Source organism: Pseudomonas sp. FP2300, from assembly GCF_030687595.1.
Classification (GTDB): domain Bacteria; phylum Pseudomonadota; class Gammaproteobacteria; order Pseudomonadales; family Pseudomonadaceae; genus Aquipseudomonas; species Aquipseudomonas bijieensis.
The window spans coordinates 6790805-6803957 of record NZ_CP117440.1 but is presented as its reverse complement, the minus strand read 5'-3'; the positions used below and the strand labels follow the sequence as shown (position 1 = coordinate 6803957).

Annotated in this window: 12 protein-coding genes; 9 read left to right on the top strand and 3 right to left on the bottom strand. The window is 59.1% G+C overall.

Translation table 11 applies throughout. From position 1 onward, the window contains the following. Positions 1–54 precede the first annotated feature (54 nt). From glmU to PSH86_RS30375, 5 genes are all read left to right on the top strand, one after another. Positions 55–1422 (top strand): bifunctional UDP-N-acetylglucosamine diphosphorylase/glucosamine-1-phosphate N-acetyltransferase GlmU, encoded by a 1368-nt coding sequence (gene glmU / locus PSH86_RS30395; protein WP_109752825.1) that lies wholly within the window; start codon positions 55–57, stop codon positions 1420–1422. A gap of 206 nt (positions 1423–1628) precedes the next feature. Further along, on the top strand, positions 1629–2405 hold the full coding sequence (locus PSH86_RS30390) for a DeoR/GlpR family DNA-binding transcription regulator (protein ID WP_106274775.1): 777 nt from the start codon (positions 1629–1631) through the stop codon (positions 2403–2405). Position 2406: 1 nt separating this feature from the next. Next, complete coding sequence (gene glmS / locus PSH86_RS30385; protein WP_109752824.1) at positions 2407–4239, top strand: glutamine--fructose-6-phosphate transaminase (isomerizing); 1833 nt, start codon at positions 2407–2409, stop codon at positions 4237–4239. A 320-nt stretch (positions 4240–4559) separates the two neighbouring features. Further along, complete coding sequence (locus tag PSH86_RS30380; RefSeq protein WP_109752823.1) at positions 4560–5021, top strand: helix-turn-helix domain-containing protein; 462 nt, start codon at positions 4560–4562, stop codon at positions 5019–5021. Then, positions 5014–6270 carry a type II toxin-antitoxin system HipA family toxin gene (locus PSH86_RS30375; protein ID WP_305486946.1) on the top strand — a complete coding sequence of 419 codons (1257 nt, stop codon included), beginning with the start codon at positions 5014–5016 and terminating at the stop codon, positions 6268–6270. Before PSH86_RS30380 ends, PSH86_RS30375 begins: the two co-directional genes overlap by 8 nt. Positions 6271–6273: 3 nt before the next feature. Here PSH86_RS30375 and PSH86_RS30370 read toward each other — a convergent pair whose 3' ends face one another. Both PSH86_RS30370 and PSH86_RS30365 read right to left on the bottom strand, forming a co-directional pair. After that, the gene (locus PSH86_RS30370; RefSeq protein WP_116833801.1) at positions 6274–6981 is read right to left on the bottom strand and encodes an NUDIX hydrolase; all 708 of its coding nucleotides are present in this window, start codon (positions 6979–6981) and stop codon (positions 6274–6276) included. Further along, positions 6971–7528 carry an adenylyltransferase/cytidyltransferase family protein gene (locus tag PSH86_RS30365; protein ID WP_116833800.1) on the bottom strand — a complete coding sequence of 186 codons (558 nt, stop codon included), beginning with the start codon at positions 7526–7528 and terminating at the stop codon, positions 6971–6973. Before PSH86_RS30365 ends, PSH86_RS30370 begins: the two co-directional genes overlap by 11 nt. Positions 7529–7711: 183 nt before the next feature. On the opposite strand from PSH86_RS30365, the gene PSH86_RS30360 reads away from it, so the two are divergent. From PSH86_RS30360 to nadE, 3 genes are read left to right on the top strand one after another with little or no spacing between them, the layout of a single operon-like run. Next, complete coding sequence (locus tag PSH86_RS30360) at positions 7712–8359, top strand: nicotinamidase (protein ID WP_116833799.1); 648 nt, start codon at positions 7712–7714, stop codon at positions 8357–8359. A 9-nt stretch (positions 8360–8368) separates the two neighbouring features. Next, positions 8369–9598, top strand: coding sequence for a nicotinate phosphoribosyltransferase (gene pncB / locus PSH86_RS30355; RefSeq protein ID WP_109752818.1), 1230 nt, complete (start codon positions 8369–8371; stop codon positions 9596–9598). 1 nt (position 9599) lies between these two features. Then, positions 9600–10439, top strand: coding sequence for an ammonia-dependent NAD(+) synthetase (gene nadE, locus PSH86_RS30350; RefSeq protein WP_116833797.1), 840 nt, complete (start codon positions 9600–9602; stop codon positions 10437–10439). A 3-nt stretch (positions 10440–10442) separates the two neighbouring features. On the opposite strand, the gene PSH86_RS30345 is transcribed toward nadE, so the two are convergent. Continuing rightward, on the bottom strand, positions 10443–12332 hold the full coding sequence (locus PSH86_RS30345) for a methyl-accepting chemotaxis protein (RefSeq protein ID WP_305486938.1): 1890 nt from the start codon (positions 12330–12332) through the stop codon (positions 10443–10445). A 193-nt stretch (positions 12333–12525) separates the two neighbouring features. On the opposite strand from PSH86_RS30345, the gene nudK reads away from it, so the two are divergent. Continuing rightward, positions 12526–13122, top strand: coding sequence for a GDP-mannose pyrophosphatase NudK (gene nudK / locus PSH86_RS30340; RefSeq protein WP_109752815.1), 597 nt, complete (start codon positions 12526–12528; stop codon positions 13120–13122). Positions 13123–13153: the final 31 nt, after the last annotated feature.

The window sequence follows — 13153 nt, the reverse complement described above, 5'->3', positions numbered from 1 at the left end:
CCGACACTCATCATCTGGTCGCAGCCGCTGACCACCCAGGATTGGTAGCCAGTCATGTCTCTCGAAATCGTTATCCTCGCGGCCGGTCAAGGCACCCGCATGCGTTCGGCGCTGCCCAAGGTATTGCACCCGGTAGCCGGCAATTCCATGCTCGGCCATGTTATCCACAGCGCGCGGCAACTTGATCCACAGCGCATCCACGTGGTGATCGGCCATGGTGCCGACGCGGTACGCGAACGCCTGGCGGCGGATGACCTGAATTTCGTCCTGCAGGACAAACAACTCGGTACCGGCCATGCCGTGGCCCAGGCCGTGCCGTTCATCACGGCCGATACGGTGCTGATTCTCTACGGCGATGTGCCGCTGATCGAAGTCGAGACCTTGCAGCGCCTGCTCAAGCATGTCGCGCCACAGCAGCTGGGCCTGCTGACTGTCGAGTTGGATGACCCCACCGGTTACGGCCGCATTGTGCGTAACGCCGACGGCCAGGTGACGGCGATTGTCGAGCAAAAGGACGCCAACGAAGCCCAGCGCGCGATCACCGAGGGCAATACCGGGATTCTTGCCGTGCCGGCCGAGCGCCTGGGTGACTGGATGAGTCGTCTGTCGAACAACAACGCCCAGGGCGAGTACTACCTGACCGATGTGATCGCCATGGCCGTTGCTGACGGCCTGGTCGTCGCCACCGAGCAGCCGCTGGACGCCATGGAAGTGCAGGGCGCCAACGATCGCCGGCAACTGGCCGAGCTGGAGCGCCACTATCAATTGCGCGCCGCCCGCCGGCTGATGGCCCAAGGAGTGACCCTGCGCGATCCGTCCCGCTTCGATGTGCGCGGTGACGTCAGCGTGGGTCGCGACGTGGTCATCGATATCAACGTCATCCTCGAAGGCAAGGTTGTCATCGAAGACGATGTGGTGATCGGCCCGAACTGTGTGATCAAGGACAGCACCTTGCGCAAAGGCGTGGTGATCAAGGCCAACAGTCATATCGACGGTGCGATCATGGGCGAAGGCAGCGACGCCGGCCCGTTTGCCCGCCTGCGGCCAGGCTCTGTGCTGGAGGCCCGTGCCCATGTGGGTAACTTCGTCGAACTCAAGAATGCTCACCTGGGCGAAGGCGCCAAGGCCGGGCACCTGACCTACCTCGGTGACGCTGAAGTCGGCGCCCGCACCAACATTGGCGCCGGCACCATCACCTGCAATTACGATGGCGCCAACAAGTGGAAAACCGTATTGGGCGAAGACGTATTCATCGGCTCGAACAACTCCTTGGTCGCGCCTGTGGATATCTCCAGCGGTGCGACCACGGCGGCCGGTTCGACCATCACGCAGAATGTGGATAACGCTCAATTGGCGGTTGGACGCGCTCGCCAGCGCAATATCGATGGTTGGAAGCGACCAGAAAAAATCAAGAAACCCTGAAGTTATCCACATTCCCCTGTGGGAGCGAGGCTGCTCGCGAAGCGGTGGGGCAGAAGAGCAGTATTGGCTGACTCACCGCTTCGCGAGCAGGCTCGCTCCCACATTTCATTAGGGGATTTCTGAATTTTTCTTGTTGCGCCTTGACGATATCGCTCCAATAGGTTTTGATTGCTTACGTTATCTTTCGAATCGAAACTTATCCCGCCATGTCGAAACGCAACACGCCACAACGCCGGCACAACATCCTTGCCTTGCTCCAGGAGCAGGGTGAGGTCAGTGTGGATGAACTGGCCAAGCGCTTCGAAACCTCGGAAGTTACGATTCGCAAGGACCTCGCCGCCCTGGAAACCAACGGCCTGCTGCTGCGGCGCTACGGTGGCGCGGTGCCAATGCCGCAGGAATTGGTGGCCGATAACGGGCAGACCGTCTCCAAGTACAAACTCGCCATTGCCCGGGCCGCTGTGAAGCGGATTCGCGAACATGCGCGCATCATCATCGACAGCGGCAGCACTACGGCGGCCATGATTCCTCAACTCGGCCAACAGCCAGGCTTGGTGGTGATGACCAATTCCCTGCATGTCGCCAATGCCTTGAGCGAATTGGAGCATGAGCCGGTGCTGTTGATGACCGGCGGCACTTGGGACCCTCACTCCGAGTCGTTCCAGGGCCAAGTGGCCGAGCAGGTCCTGCGTTCCTACGATTTCGACCAGCTGTTCATCGGCGCCGACGGCATCGATCTGGTTCGAGGTACCACCACCTTCAACGAACTGCTGGGCCTGAGCCGCGTGATGGCTGAGGTGGCCCGCGAAGTGATCGTGATGGTGGAGGCCGACAAGATCGGCCGCAAGATTCCCAACCTGGAGCTGCCGTGGAGCAGCGTCCATACCCTTATTACCGATGATCGCCTGCCCGTAGAGGCCCGCGATCAGATTCAGGCCCGCGGCATCACCTTGATCTGCGCGCCTGTCAGCCAGGAGAAATAGCATGTGTGGAATTGTCGGCGCCGTTGCTGAACGCAACATCACTGCAATCTTGCTCGAGGGCCTCAAGCGCCTGGAATACCGCGGCTACGACAGCGCCGGTGTAGCGGTGTTCACCAACGACGAGAAGCTCGAGCGCATGCGTCGCCCAGGCAAGGTCAGCGAGCTGGAACAGGCCCTGGAGGCCGAACCGCTGATCGGTCGCCTTGGCGTTGCCCACACTCGCTGGGCCACCCATGGCGCGCCATGCGAGCGTAACGCTCACCCGCACTTTTCCGGCGACCTGGCGGTGGTGCACAACGGCATCATCGAAAACCACGAAGCTTTGCGTGAACAGCTCAAGGCGCTCGGCTATGTGTTCAGCTCGGACACCGACACTGAAGTCATCGCTCACTTGCTCAATCACAAGCTCAAGGATCTGGTGGACCTGACTGTGGCCCTCAAGGCCACCGTCAAGGAACTGCACGGTGCCTATGGCCTGGCGGTCATCAGCGCGAAACAACCCGATCGCCTGGTGGCGGCCCGCAGCGGCAGCCCTTTGGTTATCGGCCTGGGCCTGGGGGAAAACTTCCTGGCCTCCGATCAGTTGGCGCTGCGCCAGGTCACCGATCGCTTCATGTACCTGGAAGAAGGCGACATCGCCGAAATACGCCGCGACAGCGTGCAGATCTGGGATCTGGCCGGCAAAAGCGTGGAACGTGAGACCGTCCAATACCGCGACGGTGCCGAAGCTGCCGACAAAGGCGAGTTCCGCCACTTCATGCTCAAGGAAATCCACGAACAACCGGCTGTGGTGCAACGCACCCTGGAAGGCCGCATGAGCCAGAGCCAGGTCCTGGTCCAGGCATTCGGTCCACAGGCGGCGGAGTTGTTCGCCAAGGTCCGCAACGTGCAGATCGTGGCCTGCGGCACCAGTTATCACGCCGGTATGGTTGCCCGTTACTGGTTGGAAGAACTGGCGGGTATCCCGTGCCAGGTCGAAGTCGCCAGCGAGTTCCGCTATCGCAAAGTGGTGGTGCAGCCCGATTCGCTGTTCGTCACCATTTCCCAGTCCGGCGAAACCGCCGACACCCTGGCCGCCCTGCGCAATGCCAAGGAACTGGGGTTCCTCGCCAGCCTGGCGATCTGCAACGTCGGCATCAGCTCGCTGGTGCGCGAGTCCGACCTGACCCTGCTGACCCAGGCCGGTCGTGAAATCGGTGTGGCGTCGACCAAGGCGTTCACCACGCAACTGGTGGGCCTGCTGTTGCTGACCCTGTCCCTGGGCCAGGTTCGCGGCACCCTGGGTGAAGGCGTCGAGGCCAAGCTGGTGGAAGAACTGCGTCGCCTGCCTGCCCGCCTGGGCGAAGCCTTGGCCATGGACAGCACCGTGGAAAAAATCGCCGAGCTGTTCGCCGAGAAGAACCACACCCTGTTCCTCGGCCGTGGCGCGCAATTCCCGGTGGCGATGGAAGGGGCCTTGAAGCTCAAGGAAATCTCCTACATTCACGCCGAGGCCTACCCGGCCGGCGAGCTCAAGCACGGTCCGCTGGCGCTTGTGGATAACGACATGCCCGTCGTCACCGTCGCGCCGAATAACGAGCTGCTGGAAAAGCTCAAGTCCAACCTGCAGGAAGTCCGCGCCCGCGGCGGCCAGTTGATTGTCTTTGCTGACGAAAAGGCCGGCATGACCAATGGCGAAGGTACCCACGTGGTGCACATGCCACACATCCACGACATCCTGTCGCCAATCCTCTACACCATCCCGCTGCAACTGCTGTCGTACTACGTCGCTGTGCTCAAGGGCACGGATGTGGACCAGCCGCGGAATTTGGCGAAGTCTGTGACGGTGGAGTGAGTCGTCCCTGCTGATTCCAAGTAATAAGTCCTTTCGGGTTTAGCGCTGCTAAACCCGATCATCAAACCAGACACTCCGTACTGTCGAGCCTGGGGTAACCACGCCGCTGCGTGTTACTCCTGCCGTCGCCTTAGCCGTCAGGCCAGTAACGTCTGGGCTGATCCATTCGATTTAGCAAGCATAGTCTCTATACAAAGTATTTTTTTATTTAGCGCGATTTTTTGAAGAAATACTTTCATAAGTTGCCCTTCAGAGCAGATGTTGGGGAGATGTATGCTAGTATTTTTTCAAATTCCTGCAGAAATTGAAAAAATACAGCCATGCCTAAAAAAACCGCACCCCTCATGCCGTCAGCCGAGCGGCTCCTGCGCCAGTTTGGTGAACGCATTGAGCTGGCTCGTAAGCGCCGTAAGATAACGGCGGCGCAAATGGCGGCGCGGGCAGGCATGAGCGCCCCCACGTTGAGAGCGCTGGAGAGTGGCAGCCCCGCTGTGACCATCGGCGCCTACGTTTCAGTGCTAGTAGCCTTGGGGTTGGAGAAGGACCTCGAATTGCTCGCACGCACAGATGAGTTAGGCCGTGATCTGCAAGATGCTGAGTTGAAAGGGCGCTCTGCGGTCGAGCACATCAAGCCAAAAGTACGGCTGCCCAGTGAGTTTCATTGGAACAACCTGGTCAGCGTTTCAGCGAAAGAGAATATTTCTACATCGCCAGCCGCTGACAGTCGGAGCCAGACAAGCTCTGAACTGGCCAAGAAACTTTTAGGGGACGACGATGCCTGAAAGGATTTTCGTCTACGCAGACTGGGATGAAACAGCACCGGTACTGCTTGGGACCCTTCATTCCCGCAGATTGGCAGGATCCGAGCGTATGGAATTTGAATACGCGCGGGCTGTTCTTCAAACCATCCACACTCAAATCGCCATCGACCCTCGGATTCAGCCTTACGAAGGACGGCAATATCCAGCGAGAAATTGCTTTGGGTGCGTATCGGACTCCTCACCTGATCGATGGGGGCGACTGCTGATGGATCGTCGCTTGGAGCGGGATAAAAGAGCAGGAGTTGTACCGCAGGACGCACGGCTATTTGACTCGGACTACCTCATCGGTGTCCACGACGTCTACCGGGTAGGGGGACTGCGTTTCAAAGTCGAGGAAGAGGGAGAGTTCCTTGATGACCATGTGGAGCAAGCCGCCCCACCCATGGCCCGCATGCGTGAGCTTGAAGAGGCTTCGCGCCGATTTGAAGCTGGAGAGGATCGGGGGGCTCAGGGTCAGGACTGGATTCGAATGCTTATTGCTCCAGGTGGCTCCCTGGGTGGAGCGAGGCCCAAGGCAAGCGTAGTAGATGACGATCACGCTCTCTGGATAGGAAAGTTCCCCAGTAATAGAGATACCCACGACGTAGGCGCTTGGGAGATGGTCGTCAACACATTGGCCCAAGGCTGTGAGCTGCATGTTGCTGAGGGAAGAGCGCAACGATACGCAAGTGATCACCACTGTTTCATGGTTAAGCGCTTTGACAGAACAGCAGAGGGTGGGCGGCTTCACTTTGCTTCAGCGATGACCCTGACGGAGCACCAGGATGGTGATGGGCATGAGACAGGGGCGAGTTATCTGGAGATTGCAGAGGTATTGATAAGGGCGGGTGCCGCTCCCGAAGCAGATCTTCGCGAGCTTTGGCGAAGAATAGTCTTCAACATGCTGGTTTCGAATACTGACGATCATCTACGAAACCATGGCTTCCTATTAGTGCCAGGGCGCGGTTGGCGTCTTTCGCCTGCATATGACATGAACCCTGTCCCTGGCGACACTGGCTTGAGGCTCAACGTTTCAGAGGCAGATAACGCCATAGACCTTGATTTGGCAATGAGCGTGGCCGGCTACTTCCGCGTGTCTGCTGACGATGCCAGACAAACCATCGAGCGATTCCAGGGGGTCGTCAGAAAATGGCCCAGGGTCGCGCGCTATCTGGGAATTTCCTCTAATGAGCAGGAGCGGATGGCGCCAGCATTTGCGCTTGCCCGCTAAGCGCTACTCCAGAAAACACCGATCAAACAGATATACGCTACCCGGTCTGAGATTTTCCACCGTGCGTTGCGGGCGGCCGCCTTCGCCGCTTTTCTTGCGACCGGTTTCCTGCAGGTAACCGGCCTCGGTCATCTTCAGCAAACGCTGGCGCATGCTGGTCTTGAGCACCGGGCGGTCGAGCACCACGGAGAAAATATTCACCGCTTCCGGCGCGCTGAATTCCGGGCCCAGGAACATCAGCGGCAGGCTGCTGTAGAGGGCTTTGGACAACAATCGCTCCTGGACCGCCGCCACCAGGCTGTTGTGATCGAAAGGAAGTTTGATCGAGGCGTCAGCGACGTCCTTGAGGGGGAAAAACCCCTGGTGTTCGGCGAGCTGGACCGCATCGCTGACAATCGCCAGGTAGAACGTCGAGGACGACCAGCAGCGTGGATCGCGGAATGCGTCGCCGACGGTGCCCACCTGTTCGATCCAGGCCAGCGGCATGCCGACCTTGTTTGAATGACGCAGGCGCTCCACGGCGTCGTTCAGTGTGAGGTCTTCGACACCACCATTGACCACGATCCCGGGCAGGGCCCAATGACCGGTGAACGGCTCGGCTTCCCGTCGGTTCAGGAGGATTTCCAGCGCCTGGGTCTCCCGGCAGAAGCGCAGCACACAGAGGTCGATGGTGTGCAGATAATCGCGCGCGGGGGCTGTGTTAGTGGGCATGTCGATTTCCGTGGGTAGCGTAAAGGTCATAGTTTAACGGGTTCATGCCGGGTGCCATCCAGTCGATGGGAAGCGGCTTGCCCAAGGCCAGTCGTTCGCGAACCCCTGTGCTGCGCACGTGGATCTTTTCCTCCACGCAAAGGATGGAAAAACGCTCCAGCAATTCCTGGCCGCGATAGAAGGTCGGCAGCTGATCCGCGACATCCCGACCCACCACCAACGCGATCCGCTTGCCGTCCAGGGCCAGGCTGTCGGCGAGGTGGGCGAGCAGGGTGTAGCTGTAGATTGCGCCTTCAACGCCACGGGCCACGACCTGTTCCACCCGGCTTGCCCGCACTTCGGCGCGGCACAGCGGCTGAACCTTCTCGACGATCGATTCCAGCCAGCTCAGGCGCACCTCATAGTCAACCATTTGCTTGCCGTAGGGATGCCGCAAGCTGGGGACCACCAGCACGCGTCTGGCCTGGCATGAGGCCTCGATCATCACCTGGGCGTGACCGGCGTGAGGAGGGTTGAAGGCACCGCCATAAAGGGCTATCTCGAACATGGCTTATCCTCTATTGGTACATTACATGTACTCTATCAGTAAAATCTTTCTGGTGAAAATCAACTGTTAGCTAAGCCATATGCACTGAATTAGAGAAGGATAAGCAGAAATATTTTCTGCGAGTGGCTTGTTATGAAAGTACACCTTATGTACTCTCGTGACCATGAAGAGGAGAAACCCAGCATGAACAGCCTGACCCGGAAAACCGCTTCCTTCGATGTCGATGCGCAAAAGAGCTTCACGCCGCTATGCCCCGATGAGCTTCCAGTGCCGGGTGGTGATCAGATTGCCGGTGAGCTGAATTTCATCGCGTCCCTGGCCAGCCTCCGTATCGGCAGCAAGGACGCCCATACGCCCCTGGCCCCATGGGTGGTCGCCGATCACGCACAAATGTTCGTGCCCACCGGGCTCGAGCACGCCGACATCACCTGGGTCAGCCACTGTGTCCCTGGTACCGAAGGTTTCGCCTTGCTGGATCAACTGCCGACCCCCTACGACTACGACTATTTCGTCTGGAAGGGTGTCGAGCCGGATTTGCACCCGTACGGCGCCTGCTACCACGACCTGCACGGCAAGCTGTCCACCGGGGTGATCGAGTACCTCAAAAGTCTGGGTGTGGAGCAGGTCATTGTCGGTGGGCTGGCGCTGGATTTCTGCGTCAAGACCACCGCGCTGCAACTGGCCGCCGCCGGCTTCGAAGTGATCATTCACCTTCCGGCCTGCCGGGCCATCAGTGAGGAGGGGGCTCTTCAAGCCATTCACGACATGCAGCAAGCAGGCATTTCGGTTGCCGCGACTCGCGAAGAAACCATCCGCCTGGCAAACGCATAAGGACGAACCATGGACAGTGCATACGATTCAAGCAACGGCGTCATCCAGAGCCTTCTGGATACCGACTACTACACCTTCACCATGATGCAGGCGGTCTTGCACCAGCACCCGAATGTCGAGGTGGAATACCAGTTCATCGTGCGTTCCAAAGAGCGGCTCGGTCACCTGATCCCGGACATTCGTGTGGAGCTGGAGAAGCTCGCCGGGCTGCAGCTGCGCGAGGGGGAGCAGCGGTTTCTGTTCAACAAGCGTTTCCGTGAGTACCTGACACCGGACTTCGAACAGTTTCTCGGCCTGTTTCGCTTCAATTTGCGCTACATACATGTTTCGGAAGTCGACGGCCAACTGCACATCCGCGTCCGTGGGCCGATGCTGCACTGCATCATGTTCGAGCAACCGGTGTTGGCAATGGTCAGCGAACTGCGCAACCGCGAGAAATACCCCGAAGTCGAGTTGGCCGACGTCACCCGCAAGCTGTACCAGAAGTTCGAATGGCTGGAGAAAAATGCCAGTCGTGAAGAGCTCGCCGAGTTTCGCGTTTCAGACTTCTCCACCCGGCGGCGCCTGTCGTTCAGGGCCCAGCGTGAAGTGGTGAATGTGATGCGCAGCGATTTTCCTGGGGTCTTTGTCGGCACCAGTAACGCTCACTTGGCCTACGAGTTCGATCTGCCCCTGATCGGCACCATGGCTCACCAATGGTTGATGGTGCACCAGCAACTGGGGCGGTTACGCGAGAGCCAGAACGCAGCGTTGGAAAACTGGGTGCACGAGTATCGCGGCCGGCTCGGTATCGCCCTGACGGACTGCATCAGCACTGACTTCTTCCTCAAGGATTTCGACCTGTACTTCGCCAAGCTTTATGACGGCCTGCGCCAGGATTCCGGTGACCCGATCGTCTGGGCTGACAAGGTGCTGGGGCGCTACCAGGAACTGGGCATCGATCCACGTACCAAGGACCTGATGTTCTCCGATGGCCTCAATTTCGAAAAGTGCCTGCCGATCCTGCGTCATGTTCGCGGCAAGGCCAAATTCGGTTTTGGCATGGGCACCAGCCTGGCCTGCGATGTTGACGGTGTCGAACCGCTGAGCATCGTCATGAAACTGGTGCGGGTCCACGGCGAGCCGGTGGTGAAGTTCTCCGACGATCCGATCAAGAACGTCTGCGAGGATGCCTCGTTTCTGCGGTACGCCGCCCAAGTGTTCAACGTTGCCCTGATCAATCCACAGTTGGGAGCCTGATATGACTACGCTTGCGCAAGACCGCATTGCCCGGGAACTGGGTATCGACCGCCAACTCACCCGGGGCGACGAAGCAACCGAGATTGCCCGCCGCATCGAATTCATAAAGCAGATATTGCGCGAGTCGGGTTGCAAGTCCCTGGTCCTGGGTATCAGTGGCGGCGTCGATTCGCTCACCGCCGGCCGTCTATGCCAGCTCGCGGTGGAGCAACTGCGGGGTGAAGACTACGCGGCGCGATTTATCGCCGTCCGGCTGCCGTACAAGGCCCAGGCGGACGAACAAGACGCCCAGGCTTCCCTGGACTTCATCCGCCCGGACTCGATCACCACCAGCAACATCGCTGCGTGTGTCGACGGGCTGATGGGCAGTATCGAAATCGATGGCTTGCAGCCTTCGGCCGAGCTCACCGACTTTGCCAAAGGCAACGCCAAGGCCCGGGCACGGATGCTGGCGCAATACGCTATTGCCAATCTGAGCAACGGGTTGGTGGTTGGCACCGATCATGGGGCAGAGGCGGTGATGGGGTTTTTCACCAAGTTCGGCGACGGCGCGTGCGACCTGGCACCGTTGTCCGGGCTGACGAAGACTCAGGTGAGAGGGTTGGCCGACGCGATGGGTGCCCCCGCGTACCTGGTGCGCAAGGCGCCGACCGCGGACTTGGAAGACCTGGCACCCGGCAAGTTGGATGAAGTGGCGTATGGCTGCAGCTACGAGGAAATCGATGCGTATCTGATGGGTGAAGAGGTACCGCCTCAGGCGCGACAGATCATCGAACGTGCCTATCTCAAAACGGCCCACAAACGAGCATTGCCACGGGTCCCGCCAACCCGATTCCAATGATGTTCAGATTCTGAAGGTGTTGACCATTTGTTGCAGGCGGCGCGACTTGTTTTCCAGTTCGGTGCAGGCCCGCAAGGTGGATTGCAAATTGCCGACCATTTCCTGGTTCAGGTCATTGATGTGGCTGATGTCGCGATCCAGATTGTCCACCACTGAGGTCTGTTCTTCGGTGGCGGTGGCGACGGACAAGTTGATCTCGTCGATCTCGCCGATGCCCAGCAGCACGCGATTGAGTCGCTCGCCCGCGAGCTTGGCGGCACTGACGTTGTCGTCGCTGTGACGCTGGCTTTCGAGCATGGCGCTCACGGCGCTGCCAGCACCTGCTTGCAGCTCCTCGATCATGCTGTGGATTTCCTGAGCTGATTGTTGGGTGCGATGGGCGAGCGTACGTACTTCGTCCGAGACCACCGCAAAACCGCGTCCGGCATCCCCGGCGCGGGCGGCCTCGATGGCGGCGTTAAGGGCCAGCAAGTTGGTCTGGTCGGAGATGCCTTTGATGACGTCGAGGATACGTCCGATCTTCAGCGTTTTTTCATTAAGGCTTTCGATGTCCCGGCGGGTATTGACCACTTGCGACGAGAGCTGCGACATGGCGCTGATATTGCGCTGCACCACAGACTGGCCTTCCTGGGTCTGATCCCGGGTATCCGAGGCGCGGCTTGACGCATGGGCGGCGCTGCGGGCGATTTCCTGGGCCGCGGCCCCCAGCTCATTGATTGCCGTGGCGACGTTATGGGTCAGGGCCGATTGAGTGTCAGAGCTTTTCAGGGAGGCGTTTGACGCCTGGCTGACCTGTGCCGCCAATTGGGTGAGCTGGATACTGGACGCCAGGACTTCCCGGATCGATTGCTGGATACGTTCGACGAAGCGATTGAACCCTCCCGCCATCATGCCGAACTCATCCAGGGACAGGCTGTGCAGGCGCTGGGTCAGGTCGCCTTCTCCATCGGCGATGGATTGCATGGCCAAGCCCATGCTGCGCAATGGTCGCATCAGGGCGTTGATCAACAGGCCTAGCAAACCGACCGTGACCAGCATGGCGATCAATGTGGCGACCAGCGCCGAGGTGCGGAATTCGTGGAGTGCGGCGTAGGCTTTGTCTTTATCCACCGAAAGACCGATGGACCAGTGCAGCGAGGGTAGGCCATTGATCGGCGTAAACGTGACAATCCGTGTTCGGCCGTTTTCCTGCACTTCATTCAAGGCGTTGTTGATGCTCGGCGGGCCTTCGGGGAACGCTTGTGTGAGAGTCTTGGTCACCAGTGTGTTGTCCGGGTGCACCAGGATCTTGCCGTCGTCGCTGACCAGGAAGGCATAGCCTATGCCGTTGAGGTCCACGGCATTGATGATTTTCGCGAGCTGCTCCAGGCTCAGGCTCGCACCCAGCACACCGACGGCCTTGCCATTGACCTTGATCGGAGCTGCCTGGGTCATGATCAGATAATCAATACCGGCACCGATGTAGGGTTCGGTCAGCACCGGTTCAAGGGTCCGCGCCGCGTCTTTGTACCAGGCGCGCTGGCGAACGTCGTACCCGTCGGGCATTACCCGGTCGGGATGAATAAAGAAACGACTGTCTTCAAGGCCGGCGTAGCTGGCGATGAAGGTCTTTGTAATGATGTCCTGGGAGAGAATCGCGCCAATGGTCTGCGGGGTGGGATTGGCGGCGATGGTTTGGGCGGCACCTTCGATCAATAGGATCCGACCGGCCAGCCAGCTGTCGAGGTTCGCGCCTAGCAACTGGCCGGTGGCTTGTAAGTTGCGGTGCAGTGCTTCGCGGGTGCTGGCTTGCTGGCGATGGTCGTTGAACAACGAGAAAGACAGGAATACCGCCATCACGATGACGCAGGCACCCAGAAGAATCTTGTGCCCGAATTTCAGATTGATGCCCATGAGGAATTCTCGTCTGGTTTGTTTTTTTATGGATGGAACCCCCGCAGGCTCAGGGCTGGTCGAAGATTTAATGAGCGGGCAGATTTTGTCGAACTAGAAAAAACGATGGGTCATCGTGAGTTTTTTTGTGGGTATGAAAGAGGTGCGAATGGAGTTTTCAAAGTGGACCTCGGGTCCCGAACGGAGTGGGCAAATGACACAGGCAACCAGCACCAAAGATCGCGTACGCATCAAGCACGTCGAAGTCCTCTCGGACAATTGGTACGTGCTGCGCAAGACCACCTATGACTACCTCGGTCGCAACGGCCAATGGCGCGAGCTGACGCGCGAGACCTACGACCGTGGCAACGGCGCCACCATCCTGCTGTACAGCAAGGCCAAGCAGACCGTGGTACTGACCCGGCAATTCCGCTTCCCGGCCTTCGTCAATGGCCACGATGACCTGTTGATCGAAACCTGCGCCGGCCTGTTGGACAACGACGACCCGCACACCTGTATCCGCAAGGAAACCCAGGAAGAAACCGGCTATATCATCCAGGACGTGCGCAAGGTGTTCGAAGCCTTCATGAGCCCGGGTTCGGTGACTGAGCGGTTGCATTTTTTCGTCGGCGAGTACTTTGACGAAGACAAGCAGCACGAAGGCGGTGGCCTGGAAGAAGAAGGTGAAGAAATCGAAGTGCTGGAGCTGTCCCTCGACCAGGCCCTGGGCATGATCGAGACCGGAGAGATTTGCGACGGCAAGACCATCATGCTGTTGCAGTACGCCAAGCTGCATCGGTTGCTGGATTAGCCCCAGGCCTTCTGTGGGCGGACCTCAGCGC

Bases quoted from the DNA above. Each gene is read 5' to 3' on its own strand.
- PSH86_RS30375 (WP_305486946.1), top strand. From the start codon at position 5,014: ATGCCTGAAAGGATTTTCGTCTACGCAGACTGGGATGAAACAGCACCG.
- PSH86_RS30370 (WP_116833801.1), bottom strand. From the start codon at position 6,981: ATGCCCACTAACACAGCCCCCGCGCGCGATTATCTGCACACCATCGAC.
- pncB (WP_109752818.1), top strand. From the start codon at position 8,369: ATGGACAGTGCATACGATTCAAGCAACGGCGTCATCCAGAGCCTTCTG.
- PSH86_RS30365 (WP_116833800.1), bottom strand. From the start codon at position 7,528: ATGTTCGAGATAGCCCTTTATGGCGGTGCCTTCAACCCTCCTCACGCC.
- nudK (WP_109752815.1), top strand. From the start codon at position 12,526: ATGACACAGGCAACCAGCACCAAAGATCGCGTACGCATCAAGCACGTC.
- PSH86_RS30380 (WP_109752823.1), top strand. From the start codon at position 4,560: ATGCCTAAAAAAACCGCACCCCTCATGCCGTCAGCCGAGCGGCTCCTG.
- PSH86_RS30360 (WP_116833799.1), top strand. From the start codon at position 7,712: ATGAACAGCCTGACCCGGAAAACCGCTTCCTTCGATGTCGATGCGCAA.
- glmS (WP_109752824.1), top strand. From the start codon at position 2,407: ATGTGTGGAATTGTCGGCGCCGTTGCTGAACGCAACATCACTGCAATC.
- glmU (WP_109752825.1), top strand. From the start codon at position 55: ATGTCTCTCGAAATCGTTATCCTCGCGGCCGGTCAAGGCACCCGCATG.
- PSH86_RS30345 (WP_305486938.1), bottom strand. From the start codon at position 12,332: ATGGGCATCAATCTGAAATTCGGGCACAAGATTCTTCTGGGTGCCTGC.
- PSH86_RS30390 (WP_106274775.1), top strand. From the start codon at position 1,629: ATGTCGAAACGCAACACGCCACAACGCCGGCACAACATCCTTGCCTTG.
- nadE (WP_116833797.1), top strand. From the start codon at position 9,600: ATGACTACGCTTGCGCAAGACCGCATTGCCCGGGAACTGGGTATCGAC.